This window comes from Blastococcus sp. TF02-8, assembly GCF_003319175.1.
In the GTDB taxonomy this organism is placed as follows: domain Bacteria; phylum Actinomycetota; class Actinomycetes; order Mycobacteriales; family Geodermatophilaceae; genus Blastococcus.
This window is the reverse complement of the sequence record NZ_QOHK01000001.1, coordinates 843,210-864,600: the sequence shown is the minus strand read 5'-3', so window position 1 is coordinate 864,600 and position 21,391 is coordinate 843,210. Positions and strand designations below refer to the sequence as shown.

The 21,391-nt window shown below is 73.8% G+C and carries 19 protein-coding genes; 14 read left to right on the top strand and 5 right to left on the bottom strand.

Going from position 1 to position 21,391, the window contains the following annotated elements; translation table 11 throughout:
- The first annotated feature begins 89 nt into the window (after positions 1-89).
- The 6 genes from DQ237_RS04035 to DQ237_RS04010 all read left to right on the top strand — a co-directional run bounded on the left by DQ237_RS04035 (position 90) and on the right by DQ237_RS04010 (position 6,321).
- Positions 90-2,600, top strand: a complete 2,511-nt coding sequence (locus tag DQ237_RS04035; protein ID WP_113797269.1) for a DNA translocase FtsK — start codon at positions 90-92, stop codon at positions 2,598-2,600.
- Between the two features lie 76 nt (positions 2,601-2,676).
- Positions 2,677-4,113 carry a 30S ribosomal protein S12 methylthiotransferase RimO gene (rimO, locus tag DQ237_RS04030; protein ID WP_113797267.1) on the top strand — a complete coding sequence of 479 codons (1,437 nt, stop codon included), beginning with the start codon at positions 2,677-2,679 and terminating at the stop codon, positions 4,111-4,113.
- Positions 4,114-4,118: 5 nt separating this feature from the next.
- Positions 4,119-4,784 (top strand): CDP-diacylglycerol--glycerol-3-phosphate 3-phosphatidyltransferase, encoded by a 666-nt coding sequence (gene pgsA / locus DQ237_RS04025; protein WP_240619375.1) that lies wholly within the window; start codon positions 4,119-4,121, stop codon positions 4,782-4,784.
- A gap of 3 nt (positions 4,785-4,787) precedes the next feature.
- Positions 4,788-5,267, top strand: a complete 480-nt coding sequence (locus tag DQ237_RS04020; protein ID WP_113797263.1) for a CinA family protein — start codon at positions 4,788-4,790, stop codon at positions 5,265-5,267.
- A 150-nt stretch (positions 5,268-5,417) separates the two neighbouring features.
- A complete protein-coding gene (locus tag DQ237_RS04015; RefSeq protein WP_113797261.1) occupies positions 5,418-5,816 on the top strand; it encodes a helix-turn-helix domain-containing protein in 399 nt (132 codons plus the stop codon).
- A 16-nt stretch (positions 5,817-5,832) separates the two neighbouring features.
- On the top strand, positions 5,833-6,321 hold the full coding sequence (locus tag DQ237_RS04010) for a TetR/AcrR family transcriptional regulator (protein WP_113797259.1): 489 nt from the start codon (positions 5,833-5,835) through the stop codon (positions 6,319-6,321).
- Positions 6,322-6,323: 2 nt separating this feature from the next.
- On the opposite strand, the gene DQ237_RS04005 is transcribed toward DQ237_RS04010, so the two are convergent.
- Together DQ237_RS04005 and DQ237_RS04000 are read right to left on the bottom strand one after the other, a co-directional pair.
- A complete protein-coding gene (locus DQ237_RS04005) occupies positions 6,324-6,809 on the bottom strand; it encodes a GNAT family N-acetyltransferase (RefSeq protein ID WP_113797256.1) in 486 nt (161 codons plus the stop codon).
- Positions 6,806-7,810 (bottom strand): PfkB family carbohydrate kinase, encoded by a 1,005-nt coding sequence (locus DQ237_RS04000; protein WP_240619374.1) that lies wholly within the window; start codon positions 7,808-7,810, stop codon positions 6,806-6,808. Before DQ237_RS04000 ends, DQ237_RS04005 begins: the two co-directional genes overlap by 4 nt.
- A gap of 124 nt (positions 7,811-7,934) precedes the next feature.
- On the opposite strand from DQ237_RS04000, the gene DQ237_RS03995 reads away from it, so the two are divergent.
- Positions 7,935-8,771: a PspA/IM30 family protein gene (locus DQ237_RS03995; protein WP_113797252.1), complete on the top strand. Its 837-nt coding sequence runs from the start codon at positions 7,935-7,937 to the stop codon at positions 8,769-8,771.
- Here DQ237_RS03995 and DQ237_RS03990 read toward each other — a convergent pair.
- A complete protein-coding gene (locus DQ237_RS03990; RefSeq protein WP_113797250.1) occupies positions 8,768-9,625 on the bottom strand; it encodes a DNA-formamidopyrimidine glycosylase family protein in 858 nt (285 codons plus the stop codon). The genes DQ237_RS03995 and DQ237_RS03990 overlap by 4 nt on opposite strands.
- 417 nt (positions 9,626-10,042) lie before the next feature.
- Between DQ237_RS03990 and DQ237_RS03985 the strand changes: the two genes are divergently transcribed.
- The 3 genes from DQ237_RS03985 (at position 10,043) to DQ237_RS03975 (ending at position 12,389) form a co-directional block, all read left to right on the top strand.
- Positions 10,043-11,098, top strand: coding sequence for a fatty acid desaturase family protein (locus DQ237_RS03985; RefSeq protein ID WP_166509473.1), 1,056 nt, complete (start codon positions 10,043-10,045; stop codon positions 11,096-11,098).
- Positions 11,085-11,972, top strand: a complete 888-nt coding sequence (locus tag DQ237_RS03980) for a DMT family transporter (protein ID WP_166509472.1) — start codon at positions 11,085-11,087, stop codon at positions 11,970-11,972. The genes DQ237_RS03985 and DQ237_RS03980 overlap by 14 nt, the downstream gene beginning before the upstream one ends.
- 120 nt (positions 11,973-12,092) lie before the next feature.
- Complete coding sequence (locus DQ237_RS03975) at positions 12,093-12,389, top strand: hypothetical protein (protein WP_147251737.1); 297 nt, start codon at positions 12,093-12,095, stop codon at positions 12,387-12,389.
- 17 nt (positions 12,390-12,406) lie between these two features.
- Here DQ237_RS03975 and DQ237_RS03970 read toward each other — a convergent pair whose 3' ends face one another.
- Positions 12,407-17,014, bottom strand: coding sequence for an ATP-dependent helicase (locus DQ237_RS03970; protein ID WP_205730054.1), 4,608 nt, complete (start codon positions 17,012-17,014; stop codon positions 12,407-12,409).
- Between the two features lie 321 nt (positions 17,015-17,335).
- Here DQ237_RS03970 and DQ237_RS03965 point away from each other — a divergent pair, with 321 nt between their 5' ends.
- The 4 genes from DQ237_RS03965 to DQ237_RS03950 all read left to right on the top strand — a co-directional run bounded on the left by DQ237_RS03965 (position 17,336) and on the right by DQ237_RS03950 (position 20,551).
- Complete coding sequence (locus tag DQ237_RS03965) at positions 17,336-18,376, top strand: MFS transporter (RefSeq protein ID WP_240619373.1); 1,041 nt, start codon at positions 17,336-17,338, stop codon at positions 18,374-18,376.
- 141 nt (positions 18,377-18,517) lie between these two features.
- The gene (locus tag DQ237_RS03960) at positions 18,518-18,712 is read left to right on the top strand and encodes a DUF3046 domain-containing protein (protein WP_113797243.1); all 195 of its coding nucleotides are present in this window, start codon (positions 18,518-18,520) and stop codon (positions 18,710-18,712) included.
- A 182-nt stretch (positions 18,713-18,894) separates the two neighbouring features.
- Positions 18,895-19,932 carry a recombinase RecA gene (gene recA / locus DQ237_RS03955; RefSeq protein WP_113797241.1) on the top strand — a complete coding sequence of 346 codons (1,038 nt, stop codon included), beginning with the start codon at positions 18,895-18,897 and terminating at the stop codon, positions 19,930-19,932.
- Positions 19,933-20,065: 133 nt separating this feature from the next.
- Positions 20,066-20,551: a regulatory protein RecX gene (locus DQ237_RS03950; protein WP_113797239.1), complete on the top strand. Its 486-nt coding sequence runs from the start codon at positions 20,066-20,068 to the stop codon at positions 20,549-20,551.
- 278 nt (positions 20,552-20,829) lie between these two features.
- Here DQ237_RS03950 and DQ237_RS19400 read toward each other — a convergent pair whose 3' ends face one another.
- Entirely contained in the window at positions 20,830-21,138 is a 309-nt protein-coding gene (locus DQ237_RS19400) for a hypothetical protein (RefSeq protein WP_147251736.1), read from the bottom strand.
- Positions 21,139-21,391 lie beyond the last annotated feature (253 nt).

The window sequence follows — 21,391 nt, the reverse complement described above, 5'->3', positions numbered from 1 at the left end:
ATGTGACGTTATGGGAGAGGTGGCCCGGGTGCGGGACACGACGCCCGGCCTGCCCGATCCGCGCCCCCGGCGGGCTTACCGTCTGACGCATGCCTGCCCGCACCACGTCGACGCGCCGGCCGGCCGCCACCCGCAGCCGGTCCGGATCGACGGCGGCGAGCAAGAAGCGGCCCCCGGCCAAGCGCGCTCCCAACCGTCGTCCGGCGGCCAAGAAGAAGCAGCAGTCGGGGCCCGGCTTCTGGCGCATCGCCAGCGGTGGGTGGAACCTGCTCGCCCGAGGCGCCGGGGGGCTGGCCCGCTCGGTCGCCCGACCGGACGAGGCCGAGCCGCTCGCTCCCGAGCACCGGCGCGACGGCGTCGGCCTGGCCGTACTGGGTCTGGCGATCGTGCTGGGTGCGGCCGCCTGGAGCGACGGGATCGGCCCCGTGGGCACCGCCCTCAGCGACGCGGTGCGCTGGGTCGTCGGCTCGCTGGTGATGGTGCTGCCGGTCGTCCTGTTCTTCGCTGCCCTCCGACTGCTCCGCCGGGGCCCGCGCCCCGAGGCCCGTGGCCGGCTCGCGATCGGCTGGCTGTGCACGATCGCCTCGGTCCTCGGCATCGCCCAGGTGCTCGGCTCCGCTGCCGACCCGAAGGCCGGTCGTCCCGGCTCCGGTGGGCTCGTCGGCTGGGCCGTCGGGACGCCGCTCGTCGCCGGGCTGGGCCCGATCGTCACCGTCGTCCTGCTGTTCCTGCTGGCGTTCTTCGGCACGCTGGTCATCACCGCGACCCCGGTGCACCAGATCCCGGAGCGGCTGCGCGAGTTCACCGACCGGCTGCTCGGCCGGGAGGACTACGACGAGGACTACGACGAGTTCGACTACGACGACGAGGAGGAGGAACCGGCTCCCAAGGGTCGGCGTCGCCGCTCGCTGTCGGAGGACCTGCTCACCACCGGCCCGATCGACCACGGCGCCTACGCCGAGGCGCCGGAGGCCACCCGCGTCACCGAGTCCGAGCACGTCGAGCTGGCGTCGCCGCCGCCGGTCCCCGCCGCGCGTCCGCCCGTGGTCGACCGGACCCGGCCCGAGGAGGACCTGCCGCCGATCACCGAGCCGGAGCAGCTGTCCATCCAGCCGGTCGAGGGCGACTACGTGCTGCCCGCGCTGTCGACCCTGCGCCCCGGCGACCCGCCGCGTGCCCGGTCCAAGGCCAACGACGTCGCCATCGAGGCGATCAGCGGGGTGCTCGAGCAGTTCAACATCGACGCGGCCGTCACCGGCTTCACCCGGGGCCCGACGGTCACCCGCTACGAGGTCGAGCTCGGCCAGGGCGTGAAGGTCGAGAAGATCACCGCGCTCACCAAGAACATGGCCTACGCGGTGGCCAACGACAACATCCGCATCCTCGCGCCGATCCCGGGCAAGTCCGCCGTCGGCATCGAGGTGCCCAACACCGACCGCGAGAAGGTTTCGCTCGGCGACGTCCTGCGCTCGCAGGCCGCCAAGCAGGACCCGCACCCGATGCTGGTCGGTCTCGGCAAGGACATCGAGGGCGGCTTCGTCTGCGCCAACCTGGCGAAGATGCCGCACCTGCTGGTCGCCGGTGCGACCGGTGCCGGTAAGTCCAGCTGCGTCAACTCGATCCTGACCTCGCTGCTGCTGCGGGCCACCCCGGACCAGCTGCGGATGATCCTGGTCGACCCGAAGATGGTCGAGCTGACGCCCTACGACGGCATCCCGCACCTGATCACGCCGATCATCACCGACCCGAAGAAGGCCGCCACCGCGCTGGCCTGGCTGGTCGAGGAGATGGAGCAGCGCTACCAGGACATGAAGTCCACCGGTGTGCGGCACATCGACGACTTCAACCGCAAGGTCGAGAAGGGCGAGATCACCGCGCCTCCCGGCAGCGAGCGGGTCTACCGGCCCTACCCCTACATCCTGGCGATCGTCGACGAGCTCGCCGACCTGATGATGGTCGCCCCGCGCGACGTCGAGGAGCACATCGTCCGGATCACGCAGAAGGCGCGTGCCGCGGGCATCCACCTGATCCTCGCGACGCAGCGGCCGTCGGTCGACGTCGTGACCGGTCTGATCAAGGCCAACGTGCCCTCGCGGCTGGCGTTCTCCACCTCCAGCCTCACCGACAGCCGGGTCATCCTCGACCAGCCGGGTGCGGAGAAGCTCATCGGCATGGGTGACGCGCTCTTCATGCCCATCGGCGCCGGCAAGCCGATGCGCGTCCAGGGTGCGTTCGTCACCGACGCCGAGATCGAGGCGGTCGTCGAGTTCACCAAGCGGCAGGCCGAGCCCGAGTACCGCGAGGAGGTCTTCTCCGCGGGCAGCGCGGCCGGTGAGCAGAAGGAGATCGACGAGGACATCGGCGGCGACCTCGATCTGCTGCTCCAGGCGGTCGAGCTCATCGTCACCAGCCAGTTCGGCTCGACGTCCATGCTGCAGCGCAAGCTGCGGGTCGGCTTCGCCAAGGCCGGCCGCCTCATGGACCTCATGGAGAGCCGCGGGATCGTCGGCCCGTCCGAGGGGTCCAAGGCCCGCGACGTGCTGATCAAGCCCGATGAGCTCGAGGCGACCCTGTTCACCCTGCGCGGCGGAGCCGCCTGAACGGCCCCCGTGCAGGGACCCGTCGCGAGCGTGCGAGTGACGGGGGGCACGGGGGTCCTTCATCTAGGATGGCCGGGTGACAGCCGCGCCCAGCCCTGCCCGGACCGTGGCGGTGGTGACGCTCGGATGTGCGCGCAACGAGGTCGACTCCGAGGAGCTGGCCGGCCGGCTGGCCGCCGAGGGGTACGAACTCGTCGAGGACGCCGACGGCGCCGACGCCGTCCTGGTCAACACCTGCGGCTTCATCGAGTCGGCGAAGAAGGACTCGGTCGACGCGATCCTGGCCGCCACCGACTCCGGTGCCTCCGTCGTCGCCGTCGGCTGCATGGCCGAGCGCTACGGCTCGGAGCTGGCCGGGGCGCTGCCGGAGGCCACCGTCCTCGGTTTCGACGACTACGCCGAGATCGGCGGCCGGCTGGACGACGTGCTGTCCGGTCGCCCCCTCGTTCCGCACACCCCGCGTGACCGCCGCACCCTCCTGCCGATCAGCCCGGTGCAGCGCACCGCGGCGACCTCGGCACCGGACGCCCCCGCCATCCCGGGGCACGACTGGCTGCGCCGCAAGCGGCTGGCCTCCGGCCCCACGGCTGCGCTGAAGCTCGCCTCGGGCTGCGACCGCCGGTGCGCGTTCTGCGCCATCCCGACGTTCCGTGGCGCCTTCGTCTCCCGCCCGCCGGGCGAGGTGCTCTCCGAGGCCCAGTGGCTGGCGTCGCAAGGCGTCACCGAGCTGGTGCTGGTCAGCGAGAACTCGACCTCCTACGGCAAGGACCTCGGCGACCTGCGCTCGCTGGAGAAGCTGCTGCCGGAGCTGGCCGCCGTCGAGGGCATCGCCCGCGTCCGGGTGGCCTACCTCCAGCCCGCCGAGCTGCGCCCCGGCCTGCTGGAGCTGATCGCATCGGCGCCCGGCGTCGCGCGCTACTTCGACCTCTCCTTCCAGCACTCCTCGCCGACCCTGCTGCGCCGCATGCGGCGCTTCGGCGGCACCGACGACTTCCTGGCGCTCATCGAGCGGGCTCGCGCGATGGCGCCGACGGCAGGCTTCCGCACCAACGTCATCCTCGGGTTCCCGGGGGAGACCGAGGAGGACGTCGCCGAGCTCGAGCGATTCCTCACCGAGGGCCGCCTGGACGCGGTCGGTGTGTTCGGCTACTCCGACGAGGAGGGCACCGAGGCCATGCGGCTGCCCGGCAAGCTGGACCAGACCGAGATCGACGCGCGCGTCCGGCGCATCACCGACCTCGTCGAGGAGCTCACCGCGCAGCGCGCGGAGGAGCGGATCGGCGAGCGCGTCGAGGTGCTCCTCACCGAGGACCTCGCCGCGGAGGAGGGGCCCGGCGTGTGGGTCGGCCACGCCGCGCACCAGGACCCCGACGCGGACGGCACCACCACCGTCACCGGCATCCCGGACGGCGCGGTGGCCGGGCAGGTCGTCGTGGCCGAGGTCGTCGGCACCGAGGGCGTCGACCTGGTCGCGCGGGCCCTCGTCCCCGCGGTCGCCCCGGCCGGGCGGTGAGCGCGGTGACCGACGTCGCCCCGGACCCGGCCGCGACCCCGCCGCAGTCGGCGAAGCTGGTCAACCTGCCCAACGCGCTGACCGTGCTGCGGCTGCTCGTCGTCCCCGTGTTCGCCTACCTGCTCCTGCGGGACGACGGGTCCGACGGGGACGACCGCTACTGGGCGACGCTGGTCTTCGGGCTGGCCATCATCACCGATCGGTACGACGGGATGATCGCGCGGCGGACCGGCCAGGTGACGGAGTTCGGCAAGCTCGCCGACCCGATCGCCGACAAGGCGCTCACCGGCACCGCGCTGATCGGGCTCTCGGTGCTCGCGCTGCTGCCGTGGTGGGTCACGGTCGTGATCCTGGTCCGCGAGGTCGGCGTCACGGTGCTGCGCTTCTGGGTCATCCGGCACGGGGTGATCGCGGCCAGCCGCGGCGGCAAGGCTAAGACCGTCGTCCAGTCGCTGGCGATCGGCCTGTACATCCTCCCGCTCACCGGACTCCTGGCCACGGCGCGCTGGTGGGTCATGGCCGCGGCCGTCCTGCTCACCGTGCTCAGCGGACTGGACTACGTGTACCGCGCGGTGACGCTGCGGCAGACCAGCGCCCGGGCCATGCGCGCGGCAGCCGCTCGGCGGGCCGCCGGCCCCAGCACGGGCACCCGCACGGACACCGCCGCCTGATCCGTGGGCACGCCGCCGGAGGTCCTCGCCGTCGAGGTGCACCGTGCGCTGCTGTCCCGCGGTGCGACCGTGGCCGCCGCGGAGTCGCTCACCGCCGGGCTGTTCTGCGCCACCCTCGCCTCCGTGCCCGGTGCCAGCGCCACGCTGCGGGGCGGTGCCGTCGTCTACGCCACGGATCTCAAGTCCACCCTCGCCGCGGTGCCTCCGGAGCTCCTCGCGGAGCACGGCCCGGTCAGCCCGCAGACCGCCGCCGCCCTGGCCGAGGGGATCCGGGACCGGTGCGGGGCCACCTGGGGTGTCGGGCTCACCGGGGTGGCGGGGCCGGACCCCGTGGACGGGCACGGCCCCGGGCGGGTGTACCTGGGGATCGCCGACGCGAGCGCTACCGACGTGGTGCAGCTCGACCTGCCCGGTGACCGCGCGGCGGTGCGGGCGGGGTCGGTCGAGGCCGCCTTCCGGGAGCTGCGGGACCGGCTGGCGTGACCTCGGCTGGGAACGGCGGCTCCGTCGCAGGTGTTACGCCATCAGCGGACTCGGCCCCGTCGGCAAGCTCTCGGCGCACGGGCCGCGTACCGTGAGCGCACGGTGCCTCACGGCACCGCCGCTTCCCCGAAGGCAGGACAGGAGACGGCCATGACGCTGCTGCGCACCCAGCTCGGGAGCACCCTGCGCGGCCACCGGCTGCGTCAGCACCGCACGTTGCGCGACGTCTCCGGGGCTGCCCGGGTGAGCCTGGGATACCTCTCCGAGGTCGAGCGTGGCCAGAAGGAGGCCTCCTCGGAGCTGCTCGCCTCGATCTGCGACGCTCTCGAGCTGGAGCTCGCCGATCTGCTCGCCGAGGTCAGCCTCGAGCTGCGGGTCGCCGGTGACGTGCGTCCGCTGGCCTCCACCGGCGCCGAGGCGCACGAGGACGCGCCGGCCGCGACGGAGCAGGCGACGCCCGCGGCCGAGCCCGCGCTCGCGCTCGTGGGGGCCGGCGCGCAGGGCCGCACCGCCCACCGCCGCGGCGACGCGGTGTCGCTCGCCGCCTGACCCCCACCGTCCGGCGGTGAACCGCACCCGGGCCGGGCTGCTGGACGGCGCCCGGCGGGCGTTCGCCGAGCAGGGCCTCCGGGGCAGCACGATGCAGTCGGTCGCGGCGGCGGCCGGCGTGGCCAAGGGCACCCTCTACAACTACTTCCGGACCAAGGACGACGTCGCTCGGGCGCTGCTGGCCACCGAGCTCGACCGGCTGGCCGATCTCGCCGCGCCGCTGCCCCCGGCGGAGGCGCTCGTCGTCCTCGGCGACGAGCTGGCCACGCATCCCGTGCTGCGCCGGGTGGCCGAGACCGAGCCGGACCAGCTCGCCGCCCTCGTCGTCTCCGGGGCCCGGTGGGCGGAGCTCACCGACCGGCTCGCCCGAGCCCTGGGCGTCGACGCCGATGCCGCCGAGCTGGCCGGGCGCTGGCTGCTGGGCGTGGTGCTGCAGCCGGGGCCGACCACCGGGCGGCGCCGGCAGGCGGCCGCTCTCGCCCGGGCGATGGAGCCGGTCGACTGACGTCAGTCGAGCGGGAGCCCGCGCGTGAGGGTCACGCGGTCCCCGCCCGGGCCGGCGTGCCCGGGGGAGGGGGCGAGGTGCGCGCCGAAGCGGGCGGCCAGGCCCGCGGCCGCGGCGTCGCCGGGCCGGGCGACGGCCTGGACCGCACGCGCGCCCACCGAGACCGCCAGGGTGGCGAACCGCGTCACGAGCGCGGCGGCCACTCCCCGCCCGCGCCACCGCGGGTGCACCGCTACCGCGTGCACCACGGCCAGCCGGTCGGCACTCACCACGCCCAGCAGGTAGCCGGCGTCCTCGCCGTCGGCAGTCAGGGCGACCGCACCGAACCCGCCCAGCTGGTGGAAGAACACCGGGTCGTGCAGAGCCCGGACTGCGTCGTCCTCGAGCGGGGAACCGGACCAGAACTCGGCGCGCCGGTCCAGCAACCGGCCGAGCAGGGCGCCCGCGGAGAGCTCCTCGAAACCGACCAGCCGCAGCTCGTCGGTCATCGGGCGGCCGCCAGCTCCGCGCGGGTCGGGGGATCGGCCCCGACGCGGGTGCAGTTCAGCGCGGCCACCAGCGCGGCGTCGTCGACCAGGGCGAGCAACTGCTCGTCGGAGGTGGCCTCCAGCGCCGCGCGACCGGTGATGCCCGCGTCGAGCAGCCCGGTGAGCAGTCCGGCGGCGAGCGAGTCACCCGCACCCACGGTGTCGACGACGTCGACCCGCGGGATCTCGCGGCGCAGCACCGCGCCGTCGGGGCGGGCGACGCGCAGCGGCTCCCCGCCGTCGGTCAGGACCACGAGCGCCGGGCCCCGAGCGGCCCAGCGGCGGGCGGCGTCGTCCAGGTCCGAAGCGTGCCGCTCCAGCCAGCCGAGGTCCTCGGCGCTGACCTTGACCACGTCGGCACGGGCGACCAGCGCATCCAGGCGCCGGGTGACCGCGGCCCGGTCGTTGCCCAGGCTCGCGCCCACCGGCCCGTCGGCCAGCATCGGCCGGATGTTGGGGTCGACGCTGATCAGCGCCGTGCCGGCCAGGCGATCGACCAGCCGCGTGATCGCGGCACTTCCGGGTTCGGTCCAGCTGGAGATCGACCCCACGTGCAGGGCGCCGACGTCGGACGGCAGGACCCGTTCCAGCTCGGCGTCGGTCCACTGCCAGTCGGCGGCGCCGAGCACGTGGAAGCCGTAGTCGGGGGAGCCGTCGGGGCCGACACCGACGACGGCGAGACTCACCGGCTCCGGGGCGTCGACGAATCCGGCGGGATCGACCCCGGCCAGCTCGGCGTGCCGGCGGAGGTTGGCCGCCAGCGGGCCGGTGCCCAGCCGGGCCAGCAGCCGGACGGGGGCGCCGAGCCGGCCGGCGGCGACGGCCACGTTGAGCGCGTTGCCGCCGGGTCGGGCGACGTACTGCGGTGCGGTCCCCTCCGGTCCGGCACCGGCCTCCGTCACGGGGAGCAGGTCGACGACGAGCTCGCCGAGGACGCACAGGACGGGACCGGCGGGCTGCACGCACCGAACCCTAGCCGCGGGTCCGGGTGCCTGCGTTGGCTGCGGACGGTGATCACCTGGGACGATGGCGGGTGACGCGCATCGCCGGGCCGGCCACCGTGCCGGAGCAGGAGGACCCATCCCCATGCCCAACCCGTTCGTGAAGCTCTGGAAGTACCTGACCGCGTCCGCCAACGCGCAGATCGATCAGCGGGCGGACCCCAAGATCCAGATCGCCCAGGCGATCGAGGCCGAGCAGCAGCGGCACCAGGCGCTGGCGAACCAGGCCGCTGCGGTCCTGGGCAACCAGCGGCAGCTCGAGATGCGGCTCAACCGTCAGCTGGGCGAGGTGGAGAAGCTGCAGGCCTCTGCCCGCCAGGCGCTGGTCCTCGCCGACCAGACGCGCGCCAAGGGCGATGCTCCCAAGGCGGCGGAGTACGAGCAGGCCGCGCAGGCCTTCGCCACCCAGCTGGTCGCCGCCGAGCAGGCGATGGAGGACCTCAAGCGCAGCCACGACGAGGCGCTGCAGGCCGCCGAGCAGGCACGCGGTGCGGTGGAGCAGTCGCGGATGCGGCTGCAGACGACGCTCGCCGAGCGCACGAAGCTGATGAGCCAGCTCGAGCAGGCCAAGATGCAGGAGCACGTGGCGGACTCGCTGCGGCAGGTCAACGAGCTCTCCGCGCCGGGCAACACGCCGTCGCTGTCGGAGGTCCGGGACAAGATCGAGGCGCGCTACGCCAACGCCCTCGGACAGGCGGAGCTGGCCCAGACCTCGGTCGAGGGCCGCATGCTCGAGGTGCAGAAGGCGACCCTCGACGTCGCCGGCGCCTCGCGGCTGGACCAGATCCGTGCGTCGATGAGCGGCGGCACCCCGGCGGTCGAGGGCACCTCGGCGGCCGGCGCGATCGAGCAGGGCACGCCGTCGGTGCAGCCGGCCGAGCAGCCCCAGGCGCAGCCCGTCGAGCGGCCCGACCCGGCCTAGCGGTAGACGGTCACCGGCTGCGGGCGGCCCGCTTCCCCGGTCCGCGCCTGCGGGTCGATGGGGGAGCGGGCCGCCTGGCACGTCGGGCACCACCACGTCACGCGCTCCTGCGTCGGCGGGCCCTGCTCGCCGAGCAGGATCGGGGTGCCGCAGCGGAAGCAGGGCTTGCCCTTGCGGCCGAACACCCAGTGGTCGCGGCCGCGGCGCGGGTCGCCGGTGGTGTTCTGCTCGGGGTGGCGCAGGTTGGCCTTCATGAGCCGTTGCGCCCGCTCCAGCAGCGCGGGGAGCTGCTCGTCGACGTCGCCCACGCGGGCCCACGGATTGAGGCCGAGCAGGAACAGCGACTCGACCTTGTAGAGGTTGCCGATGCCGGCGAGGTTGCGCTGGTCGAGGATCGCCACGCCCACCTGCTCGTCGGGGTGCTCGCGCAGCCGGCGCAGCGCCTCGTCCAGCTGCCAGTCGGGACCGAGGATGTCGGGCCCGAGATGACCGACGAGCTGGTCCTCCTGGGACGTCGGGACGATGTCGACGTCGTGCAGCCGGTAGCCGACGCACTCCCACTCGTCGCTGGCCAGGACGACGCGGACGTCGTGGCCCGGCCCGCCCTTCCAGCGTGCGCCCGGCCGGTAGATGTGCCAGCTGCCGTCCATGCGGAAGTGGGTGCGCAGCGTGCGGCCGTCGGCCAGTCGGATCAGCAGGTGCTTGCCGCGCGGGACGACCTCGGTCACGGTGGCGCCGGTCAGGTCGAGGGCGGCGAGCTGGGGGAGGCGGAACTCGCCCCGGCGCAGCGTCGAGCCGGCCAGCGCGGCGCGCATGCGCTCGGCGGCCAGCCAGACGGTGTCTCCCTCGGGCACGCCACCATGATCCTCCGCAGCGGACCGCCCGCGCGCGCCGGCGGGGATGGCATCACGCGGTGAACGCCCTCGGTCGGGCGACGAAACTTTTCGGTTCCGAGTTGACCAGGTCTCGTAGCGCCCGCTAGACAGGCGCTGGTCGGGCGCATCCGGGACGTCCGTCGGAGGAGCGGTCCGGAGGTGAGAGTTGCGCTGGTCCTCGAGGCGGTCCCGCACGTGGCCCCGGCCGCGGGTCGTCCGGTCCCTCCGGGGCGACGTCGCCGGCGAGCCGCTCGGTAAGGGGAGACCATGACCGAGTCCGTGTCCGAACCAACCTCGGAAACCGGCGCGCCAGGGCCGAGCATGCCTGTCGGTCCACGGAACTGTCGGTGGTCCCAGCGTGCGGCGAGCAACTTCGCGCAGGACATCCCACCTGACGTGAAGAAGGAGATCCGAGGCCTCCACCAGGCGCGCAACAACTGGCGCAGTCTTCTGACCTTGGCGTTCGACTGGAGCGTCATCGGGGCAGCAGGCGTGACGGCCGCGCGGTCGGGCTATCGCCCTCGTGTGTACCTGCCGGCGGTCCTCGTCATCGGATCCCGGCAGCGCGCGCTGCGCAGCCTCATCCACGAGGCCAGTCACTACAAGTTGCTGCGCAACCGGCGCGCCAACACGTGGGTCGGCCGTCTGGGGGCGGGGTTCCCGCTGCTGGAAGGGACATCGGCCTACACCTGTTCGCACTGTGAGCACCATCGGCACCTCTGGGACCAGGAGCAGGACCCCAAGCGGCGTCAGTACGCCAACCTGGGCATCATCCGACCCCGCGATCCGGTGGCGTTCCGGCGGCGGCACCTGCTGGAGCCGCTGCTGCTGAAGCACGTCCCCTACAACGTGCTGTCGGCGCTGTACTGGCGGGACGAGGAACGTGTCGAGACGGTCGCCCGGCTGGCGTTCCTGGCCGCCGCGACGACGGTGGTCGTGCACCGTTCGTGGACGCGGGCGGCGACGTTGCTCTGGCTCGTGCCCTACTGCACGACCTACCAGGTCTTCCGCTACTGGAGCGACATCGCCGACCACGCCGGGCTGGAGACCGACGATGCGTGGCAGGCGACGCGCAGCTGGGACGCCTCCTGGCTCACCAAGGCGCTGCTGTCGCCGCACAACGCGAACCTGCACCTGCCGCACCACCTCTTCCCGGCGCTGCCGCACTACCGCGCTAAGGCTGCCGACCGGTTGCTGAGCCAGGTACCGCAGTATCGGGCCGGTCATCACTGCGACGGATTCGTACGCCCGCGCCGTCCCGACCGCCCGTCGGTGGTCCAGGACGTCCTGCAGCCGGAGGACATCGGGCGGTTCCACAGCGGCGAGCTCGTCAACGCCATCGGCCGCGTGCGGCAGGCGGCATCCCGTCTCGGGCGTGGCGCCAGCCCTGCGCCTGGCTGCTCCGCGGGACCGTGCGGGCTGGAGCGACGCCTGGATCATGCGCGGCAGTGACCAGAACGCTCTCGGGATGGCGGGAGCGGCCGCCTCCAGCATCGCGGTCGGCTCGACCGTCGCTGCGTCGGGCGTTCTGCTGGACTACCCGGTGCTCGGCGGTCAGGCCCTCCGGTACCTCCTGGGCGGGTTGCTGCTGGCCATGCTCTTCGGCCGCCGACTGCCGCCGGTGCCTCGGACCCATCTGTTCCGGCTGGCGCTGCTGGGGGCCACCGGTATGGCGGGGTTCAACGTCCTGCTGATCGCGGCGCTGGGCCGTGCCGGTCCGGGGGCTGTCGGCGCCATCATCGGCGCGGTGCCCGTCGTCCTGGCCCTCGCCGGGCCGTTGCTCCGGAGACGGCTACCCGCTCCTCGGGTTCTCCTCGCGGCGGTCCTGGTGTCTGCGGGGGCGGCCATCGTCCAGTGGGCAGGAGGGGCGTCGATCCTCGGCATCGTCCTGGCGATCGGCGCCATGCTCTGCGAAGTCGCCTTCTCCTTGCTGGCGCTGTCGCTCCTGCCGGACCTCGGCGCCGCGGGTGTGGCGACCTTCGCCTCGCTCACCGCCGCGGGCATGCTCGCCCTCGTCGCCGTCACCGCGGACGGTACGGCCGCCTTCCGGATGCCGACCCGAGGCGAACTGCTGGCCATCGTCTACCTTGCTGTGGTCGTCACAGCGGCGGCGTTCGTGCTCTGGTACTCGAGCCTGATGCGGATCCCGGTGGAGCTCGCCGGACTCTTCGCCGGCCTCATCCCGGTCTCCGCGCTGCTGACCTCGGCGGCGGTCGGTGCCACCGGCATCGATGCGGTGCAGCTGGGCGGAGTGCTCGTGACCGGCGCGGGCGTCGCCCTGGGGGCCCTTCACGGCGGGCGGGTGACCCAGGAGGTCCGGGAGTGACCGTCGGCGCCGGGGGCGGTCACCGCAGAGCGGGAGGAGCGGCCCGTGGGGCGCCGGGGGTGGAACCGTGAGGGCGGCTGCCGTCGGCCCGTCGGTCTCCCTGCTGGTCGGGCTCTGGCAGTGATTCCCCGGGGGATCGCCGCAGCGGTGGTCGTCTGGATCGGCACGGTGGTGTGGATCGCCGTCGCCGTCGGGGAGCTGGTGCCGGGCCTGCTGCTCGTCGGGTTCACGCTCGTGGTCTGCGCGCCCGCCGTCGGTGCACTGCTGGGATCGCCGTCGTCCGGGTCGGTGCGCGAGGCGAGGCGCCGGCTGCGCGACGCCGAGGCCTCGACCGGGCCGGGTCGGCGGCTGCGGGTGCTGGTCGCCCGCGCACGGCTCGCCGCGGTGCGACGGCGCCGCCGCCCACCGCGGATCTAGGTCACTCGGGGGCCGACTCAGCCGCGCAGGCGCAGCCCCCGCGGGGTGGCGGCGAAGCCGGCCGCCTGCAGCGCCTGCGACAGCGGGGTGGACTCGTGCACCGAGGCGCCGTCGGCCTTCTGCACGACCATGCGACCGAGCGCCCCTGCAGCGACCGCGCCGGACAGGGCTGTCGCCGCCTCCTTGAGCGTCTGCTCGTCCTCGGTCCAGGACAGCAGCGTCTTGCCGCCGCGCTCGACGTAGAGCACCAGTTCGCCGTCGACCAGCACGACCAGCGCACCGGCCTTGCGGCCGGCCCGGTGCCCGGCCTTGCGTGTGCCGGTTCCCTCGCCGATGTCGACGGCCTCGCCGCCCTCGGTCGAAGCGGTGCGCTCGGGCCAGGGGAGTGCCGCGCCGTAGACGTTGGCCGGGTCGGTCGCGGCCAGCACCACGGCCCCGGCCGGGACCCGGTCGGGAGAGGCGAAGCTGCGCAGGCGGTCGACCGAGCCGGGGGTGCCGAACTGGGCGGCGCCGAGCGTCTCCACGAAGTAGCCGCGGCGGGCCCGGCCGTTCTCCTCGAACGCGCGCAGCACCGGGTAGACCGCCGAGAAGCCGCCGACGACCTGCTCGGCCATCACCGCGCCGCGGGTGAGCACTCCGTGCCGCTCGAGCAGCGCCTCGGCCCGGGCGGTGGTGCGCCGGGTGGAGTTGGCCTCGCGGTCGGGCAGCCGCGACCAGCGGCCAGCCACGGTCGGGGGGCCGCTGCGCGTCGGCATCGCGGCGCGGCCCGGTCGGGGTCGGCCGTACCGGCTGCGGGTGACGCGGGGCGGGGCGGCCGCGCGCTTGTGGGTGCCACCGCCGCCGAGCCGGGTGCGCAGCGGCGCGAGGGTGTCGTTGGTCAGGGCTCCGGCCCATACCAGGTCCCAGAGGAGGTCGGCCAACGCGGCGTCGTCGGTGGCCCCGAGGGCGTCGGACAGGCCGCGGAAGAACATGGCCTGGCCACCGGCCAGCAGGTCGAGCAGCGGCTGCCCCTCGCCTGCGACCTCCAGCTGTTCGGGAAGCAGCAGCGGCGCCAGGTCGGCCGGCACCAGGCTGATCCAGCCGTCCCCGCCCGGCAGCCCGCCGGCGCCGGCCCACAGCACCTCGCCGGCGCTGGTCAGCTCGTCGAGCATCGCGGGGGAGTAGTCGCGCACCCGGGTCGGCAGCACCAGCGACTCCAGCGCACTGGCGGGCACCAGCGCACCGGCGAGCTGTTCCACGACCGCCAGCACGCCGTCGGCACCGCGCAGCCGGCTGCCCACCGACTGCCAGGACGGGGTGAACCGGGCCAGCGTGCTCGTGGGCACCGGCTCCACCTCCTGGCGGAGCTTGGCCAGGCTCCGCCGGCGGATGGATCGCAGCACGTCGGCGTCGCACCACTCCTGGCCGGTACCGCCGGGGCGGAACTCGCCCGACACCAGCCGGCCGGTGCCGGTGAGCCGCTGCACCGTGGCAGTGACCACGGCGACGCCCAGACCGAGCCGGGTGGCGACCTCCGCAGGCTGGAACGGGCCGTGGGTGCGGGCGTACCGGCCCACGAGGTCGCCGAGCGGGTCGTCGACCGGCTCGGTGAACACCTCCGGCACGCCCACGGGCAGTGCGGTGCCGAGAGCGTCGCGCAGCCGGCCGGCGTCCTCGATCGCGACGTGGCGCTCCTCGCCGGCGATGCGCACGACCAGTGCCCGCCGGGCGGCGACCAGCTCGTCCAGCCAGGCCTGCGGCACGCCGCGCAGAGCGGCCTCGGCGCCGGTCAGGTCACCGACGATGCGGAGCAGGTCGCCGGCGCCGTCGACGTCGCGGGGGTGCCGCTGCTGGGGCAGCCGCTGCAGCTCGGCCTCGATCTCGGCCATGGCCTCGGCGTCGAGCAGTTCCCGCAGCTCCGAGCGGCCGAGCAGCTCGGCCAGCAGGCCGGTGTCCAGCGCCAACGCCTGGGCGCGGCGCTCGGCCAGCGGGGCGTCGCCCTCGTAGAGGAACTGGCCGACGTAGCCGAACAGCAGCGACTGGGCGAACGGCGACGCCGTCTCCGTCTGCACGTCGACCACCCGCACCCGCCGGGCGCGGACATCGCCCATCAGCTCGATCAGCCCCGGTACGTCGTAGACGTCCTGCAGCACCTCGCGGGCCGCCTCGAGCGTGATCGGGAAGGAGGAGAACTCGCTGGCCACGCTCAGCAGCTGGGCGGCCCGCTGGCGCTGCTGCCACAGCGGGGTCCGGCGTCGAGGGTCGCGGCGCGGGAGCAGGAGTGCCCGGGCGGCGCACTCGCGGAACCGGCTGGCGAACAGTGCCGAGCTGCCGACCTCCGCGGTGACCTCGCGCTCGACGTCGTTCGGGTCGAGCACCGCGAGCTCGCCCTCGGGCGGCTCGCCGGTCGTGTCGGGCAGCCGCAGCACGATGCCGTCGTCGGAGTGCATCGAGGAGACGTCGACCCCGTAGCGCTCGCGCAGGCGCGCGGCGAGCACCAGGGCCCACGGCGCGTTCACCTGCGCGCCGAAGGGGGAGTGGACGACGATCCGCCAGTCGCCCAGCTCGTCGCGGAACCGCTCCACCAGCAGCGTGCGGTCGTCGGGCAGGTGGCCGGTCGCCGCCTTCTGCTCGGCCAGGTACGCGGCCAGGTTCGCCGCGCCCCACTCGTCCAGGCCCGCCGCGCGCGCTCGTTCGAGGCCCGCTTCCGGCGTCGCCGAACCGACCTCGCGGAGGAAGGCGCCGAGCGCCCGGCCCAGCTCGAGGGGGCGTCCGGGCGCGTCACCGTGCCAGAACGGCATCTTCCCGGGCTGGCCGGGCGCGGGGGTGACCAGCACGCGGTCGTGGGTGATGTCCTCGATCCGCCAGGACGAGGACCCGAGGAGGAAGACGTCGCCCACCCGGGACTCGTAGACCATCTCCTCGTCCAGCTCGCCGACCCGCCGCCCGCCGGTGCCCTCGGCGCCGACGAGGAAGACGCCGAACAGGCCGCGGTCGGGGATGGTGCCCCCACTGGTGACGGCGAGCCGCTGGGCGCCGGCCCGGGCGGTGAGGGTGTCGGTGACCCGGTCCCAGGTGAGCCGTGGCCGCAGCTCGGCGAACGCGTCGGAGGGGTAGCGCCCGGCGAGCATGTCGAGGACGGCGTGCAGCGCGGACTCCGGAAGCGACGAGAACGCCGCGGACCGGCGCACCAGCGCACCGACCTCGTCGACGGTGCGCGGGCGCTCGGAGACGATCGCGACGATCTGCTGGGCCAGCACGTCGAGCGGGTTGCGCAGGTAGCGGATGGACTCGATCGCACCGGACTTCATCCGCTCGGCGACCAGCGCGCACTGCACGAGGTCGCCGCGGTACTTCGGGAAGAGGACGCCGCGGCTGACCGCCCCGACCTGGTGACCGGCCCGGCCGACCCGCTGGAGGCCGCTGGCCACCGTGGGCGGCGCCTCGACCTGCACCACGAGGTCGACCGCGCCCATGTCGATGCCGAGCTCCAGGCTGGAGGTGGCGACGACCGCGGGCAGCCGGCCCGACTTGAGGGCCTCCTCGACGATCGCCCGCTGCTCGCGGGAGACCGAGCCGTGGTGGGCGGCGGCGACCGGCTGGAACGCGTCGGGCAGCCCGCCGCCGGACCCGGCCTGGGCCATGAGCGCCGCCGCGTTGGTGCCCGGAGGAACCGGTTCCCCGGTCACGCGTTCGTAGGCCAGCTCGTTCAGCCGGCTGGTGAGCCGCTCGGCCAGCCGCCGGGAGTTGGCGAAGACGATGGTGCTGCGGTGTGCCTGCACGAGGTCGAGCACCCGCTCCTCGACCGCCGGCCAGATGGAGTTGCGCGGCTGGTTGCCCGCGGCCGAGCCCTCCAGCTCACCGGTCAGCTGGCCGAGCTCGCTCATGTCCTCGACCGGGACGACGACCGACAGGTCCCACTGCTTGGTCGAGCCGGGGGAGACCACCTGCACCGGCCGGCCCCCGGCGAGGAAGGTCGCGACCTCCTCGATCGGCCGGACGGTCGCCGAGAGCCCGATCCGCTGGGCCGGCCGTTCCAGCAGCTCGTCGAGCCGGTCCAGCGTGACGGCCATGTGCGCGCCGCGCTTGGAGTCGGTGACCGCGTGGACCTCGTCGATGATCACGGTCTCCACACCGCGGAGCGCCTCGCGCGCCTGGCTCGTGAGCAGCAGGAAGAGGGACTCCGGCGTGGTGATCAGGATGTCCGGCGGCTTCCGGGCGAAGGTGCGCCGCTCGTCGGCCGGGGTGTCGCCGGAGCGGATGCCGACCTTGATGTCGGGTCGGGGGAGGCCCAGCCGTGCGGCGGCCTGGCCGATGCCGGCGAGCGGAGCGCGCAGGTTGCGTTCGACGTCGACCGCCAGCGCCTTGAGTGGCGAGACGTAGAGGACGCGGCACCGGGTGCGCTCGTCGGCCGCGGGAGTGGCCGCCAGCCGGTCCAGGGACCAGAGGAAGGCCGCGAGGGTCTTGCCCGACCCGGTCGGGGCGACGACGAGGGCGTGCTCGCCGCTGCTGATCGCCCGCCACGCGCCGTCCTGGGCCGCCGTCGGGCGCTCGAAGGCACCGGTGAACCAGGCCCGGGTGGGCTCGGAGAACCGGGCCAGGGCACCGGCCTCGTGGCCGGGTTCTGCGGACGGACGGGGAGGCACGTGATCAGTGTCCCCGGGGTGTACGACACTTCGCTCGGTCGGCGGGAGCCCCCCTGCCGGAACCACCCGGTCGTGAGACGGAGGCAGGCATGGCGTCGCTGGAGCAGGTGCCCGGGACCGACGTCCTCCGGATCCAGCGCCGCACGGTCGGCGTGCTGGGCGGTGGGGTCGCGCTGGCGGGCCTGGGCGTCACGGTCGGGATCACCGCCGGAGGGCTGCTCGCCCGCGACGTGGCCGGCACCGACACCGCCTCCGGGCTGGGGCAGACGGCGGGCGTCCTCGGGGCGGCCGTCCTGGCCGTCCCGCTCGCCCGGGTCAGCGATGCCGCCGGCCGGCGGGCCGGGCTGGCCCCTCGGCTACGGCATCAGCGTCGTCGGCGCCGTCGTCACCGTCGCTGCCGCGGCCGCGTCGTCGCTGTTCCTGCTCCTGGTGGGGCTGTTCCTCTCCGGGGCCTCGACCGCGTGCGGGCTGCAGTCCCGCTATGCCGCGGCCGACCTCGCCCCGCCGGAGCGCCGCAGCCGGGACCTCTCCCTCGTCGTCTGGGCCACCACGCTGGGGTCGGTGGTCGGGCCGAACCTCGCCTCGCCCGGTGCCGTCGTCGGCGAGACCCTGGGGCTCCCTCCGCTGGGCGGCGTGTTCGTCGTCTCCGCCGTCGTCTTCGCGGTGGTGGCCGGCGGCTTCCTGCTGCTGCTGCGCCCCGACCCGCTCCTGCTCGCGCGGCGGCTCGGTGGCGGTCGCGGCGGCCCGGCCCCCCGGCGCGCGACGGGGCCCGCGCTGCGGGCCGTCTGGTCCGCGCCCGGCGGCGCCCTGGGGCTGACGGCGGTCGTCGTCGCGCACTCGGTGATGGTCGGCGTCATGGTCATGACGCCGGTGCACATGGGGCACGCCGGCGGGGACGCCGACGGCGTGCTCCGGCTGGTCGGCCTGGTCATCAGCGTGCACGTGGCCGGCATGTACCTGTTCTCGCCGCTCGTCGGGGTGCTCGCCGACCGGCTCGGGGCGCCCGCCGTCGTCGCCGTCGGTGGTGCGCTCCTCGTGGCGGCCGCGGCGGTCGCCGGCACCGCCGCGCCGGAGGCCTCCGGGCAGCTGGCCGTCGGCCTCCTGCTCCTGGGGCTGGGCTGGTCGTGCGGTCTGGTCGCCGGGTCCGCGCTCGTCACGACGGCCGTGGACGCCGACCTTCGACCGACGGCACAGGGCGGCACCGACCTGCTCATGGGTCTGGGCGCTGCCGTGGCCGGCGTCGTCGGCGGCCCGCTCCTCGCGTGGGGCGGCTTCGGTCTGGTCTGCGCGGTCTCCACCGCGCTGGTGGTGCCGCTGGCCGTCGTCTGGCTGAGCGCGGCCCGGGCTCAGCGCCCGCGGTAGTCGCGGATCAGCACCACCAGGGTGACCAGCATCGCCAGCACGATGCCGATCTCCAGCACGCGGTCGAGGGTCGCCGAACCAGTGCCCGGGATCATGCCCGGAGCGTAGGACCCGCGGCGTGCGACGGGTTAGCGTCGGGGCGTGCGCCTGCAGGAGTTCTGGTCCCGGCTCGACGAGCAGTTCGGCTCGATGCGCGCGCAGACCGTCGCCCGCGACCACGTCTTCTCGGTCCTGGGCGGGCGGACCGCGCTCGACGCGATCGACAAGGGCGTGCCGGTCCGGAAGGTCTGGCTGGCGATCTGCGACGCCTACGACGTCCCTCCGAAGGACCGCTGACCCCCTGCTCGGGGCTGCTGTGACGTCTGGCGTGTCGCCCTGGCGGTCGAACAGGTGTTCGGCCTACTGTGGCGTCCACAGGCCGGTCGTTCCTCCACAGTCCGTCCGGAATCCGAAAACTGTCGGTGCCTCGCCCTAGCGTCGGTCCCGACCCGCTTCTCGCGAACCGAAGGTGACGCACCATGGCAGCAACGCTCGACCGCGACAAGGCCCTCGACATGGCCCTCGCCCAGATCGACAAGCAGTTCGGCAAGGGCTCGGTCATGCGTCTGGGCGACAACGCGGCCCAGACGATCAAGGTCATCCCGACCGGCTCGATCGCCCTCGACATCGCCCTGGGCATCGGTGGCCTGCCGCGTGGCCGGGTCATCGAGGTCTACGGCCCGGAGTCCTCCGGTAAGACGACCGTCGCCCTGCACGCGGTCGCCAACGCCCAGGCCAACGGCGGCATCGCCGCCTTCATCGACGCCGAGCACGCACTCGACCCCGAGTACGCCCGTGCGATCGGCGTCGACACCGACGCGCTGCTGGTCAGCCAGCCCGACACCGGTGAGCAGGCGCTCGAGATCGCCGACATGCTGATCCGTTCCGGGGCGCTCGACATCATCGTCATCGACTCCGTGGCGGCCCTGGTGCCCCGCGCCGAGATCGAGGGCGAGATGGGTGACAGCCACGTCGGTCTGCAGGCCCGCCTCATGAGCCAGGCGCTGCGGAAGATCACCGGTGCCCTGAACAACTCCGGCACGACGGCGATCTTCATCAACCAGCTGCGTGAGAAGGTCGGCGTGGTCTACGGCTCGCCCGAGGTCACCACCGGTGGTCGCGCGCTGAAGTTCTACTCGTCGGTCCGCCTCGACGTCCGCCGCATCGAGACCCTCAAGCAGGGCACCGACGCGATCGGCAGCCGAACCCGCATCAAGGTCGTCAAGAACAAGGTCGCCGCGCCGTTCAAGCAGGCCGAGCTCGACATCCTCTGGGGCCAGGGCTTCAGCCGGGAGGGCGGCATCGTCGACGCCGGCGTCGAGCAGGGCATCGTGAAGAAGTCCGGCGCCTGGTACACGTACGAGGGCGACCAGCTCGGCCAGGGCAAGGAGAACGTCCGCAACTTCCTGAAGGACAACCCGGACCTCGCCGACGAGATCGAGAAGCGGGTCAAGGAGAAGCTGGGCATCGGTCCGACGCTCGACGCCCCCGCACCGGTCGACGCGCCCGACTTCTGAGCCGTCCGTGGAGGACCGGCCGCCGAACCGTCGGCGCGCCCCGGGTAGTGCCCGGGGCGGCCGGCGCACATGGTCCCCGGGTGGCGACGCTTCCCTGACCCCGGACGTCGCCCCCGGACCCCCCGAGGACGAGATGGGGGACCCCGAGTCGGTGGCCCGCGGCATCTGCCTGCGAGCCCTGACCGGGGCGCCCAAGACCCGGCAGCAGCTGGCCGAGCTGCTGAAGAAGCGGGGTGTCCCCGAGGACGCCGCCACCACGGTCCTCGACCGGTTCACCGAGGTCGGCCTCATCGACGACGCGGCATTCGCCCGTGCCTGGGTGAGCAGCCGGCAGTCCGGCCGCGGACTGGCCCGCCGCGCGCTCTCGCAGGAGCTGCGGGCCAAGGGTGTGGACCCGGAGGTCGCCGCCGAGGCCGTGGAGGCCGTCGACGACGAGGACGAGCGCGCGGCTGCCCGGAAGCTCGTCGAGCGCCGGGCCGGCTCGATGAGCCGGCTCGACCGCGCCACGGCGACCCGGCGGCTCATGGGCATGCTGGCGCGCAAGGGCTACAACGGCGGGCTGGCGGCCGCGGTGGTCCGCGAGGTGCTGGACAGTCTCACGCCAGGGGTCGACGGCTAGTGTGACGACCCCGACGAGGACGCCATGTTGCCTTGACCCGGAAGCTCTCCGAGTCACGAATTCAGTAACCCTCGCTTCGCCGGCTTCGCGCTACGAACGGGGTGCTCGCCACGGCGTGCGCCTCCGCCGGGCGCCCCCGTTGGAGGCCCTTGAGCGTCGCCCCTGGGTCGGTGGAGGGCGAGGCGTCTTGACGAAATCTGCAGAATTCGCGGCACGGGCCCGATCATGGTGCCGGGCGAGTGGAATCCACGAGGACCTCCACTCGCCCGGCGGGACATTCAGTTGCAGCCGCGCGCCCAATTCCCGCGGAAGGTGGTGGCATTGCCCCAGATGTCCTGGTCGTAGATGTTCCAGACCCCCGATCGGTAGCCGCTCGAGTCCCAGGAGTAGTAGGCGAATCGAGCCCGGTTACGGCTGCCGTTTGCCGCTGTGTAGGACACATCCTGTCCGCACGTCAAGCGGTAGGTCGGTTCTTCCCCGGCCTTGAGCATGGTCCACGCCTGTGCCGGGCTCGCCCCCAGTCCAACCGCCATCGCTACTGATGCGCCGACTATCAAGCCCTTGACGGCGGTGCGCTGCTTTCGCATGGTCACGTCCTTCTGGAGTTGAGGGTTACTGGACGGACTGTCTCAGGAACGATGTCGAACCGCAATGGCGTCGCTCCCAGTGTCGGGCGACGTGTGGAACTACTAGTCGCTGTCATGGCGACCCTGTTGGCAGAAGACGACGCGGACGAGCCAACTTCATGGAGGTGGACACGTCGGGGCTGTTCGCGGCCGCTCGTGCCCCCGGGCTCTACGTGCACAGGTGGTCGATTCTGGTGCGACGCTGCCAGCCGAG

What these genes read in the sequence shown, in the direction of transcription:
- DQ237_RS04035 (WP_113797269.1), top strand. Translation starts at nt 90, where the DNA reads ATGCCTGCCCGCACCACGTCGACGCGCCGGCCGGCCGCCACCCGCAGC.
- DQ237_RS04015 (WP_113797261.1), top strand. Translation starts at nt 5,418, where the DNA reads ATGACGCTGCTGCGCACCCAGCTCGGGAGCACCCTGCGCGGCCACCGG.
- DQ237_RS04005 (WP_113797256.1), bottom strand. Translation starts at nt 6,809, where the DNA reads ATGACCGACGAGCTGCGGCTGGTCGGTTTCGAGGAGCTCTCCGCGGGC.
- DQ237_RS03995 (WP_113797252.1), top strand. Translation starts at nt 7,935, where the DNA reads ATGCCCAACCCGTTCGTGAAGCTCTGGAAGTACCTGACCGCGTCCGCC.
- DQ237_RS03980 (WP_166509472.1), top strand. Translation starts at nt 11,085, where the DNA reads ATGCGCGGCAGTGACCAGAACGCTCTCGGGATGGCGGGAGCGGCCGCC.
- DQ237_RS03965 (WP_240619373.1), top strand. Translation starts at nt 17,336, where the DNA reads ATGCCGCCGGCCGGCGGGCCGGGCTGGCCCCTCGGCTACGGCATCAGC.
- recA (WP_113797241.1), top strand. Translation starts at nt 18,895, where the DNA reads ATGGCAGCAACGCTCGACCGCGACAAGGCCCTCGACATGGCCCTCGCC.
- DQ237_RS03950 (WP_113797239.1), top strand. Translation starts at nt 20,066, where the DNA reads ATGGGGGACCCCGAGTCGGTGGCCCGCGGCATCTGCCTGCGAGCCCTG.
- DQ237_RS19400 (WP_147251736.1), bottom strand. Translation starts at nt 21,138, where the DNA reads ATGCGAAAGCAGCGCACCGCCGTCAAGGGCTTGATAGTCGGCGCATCA.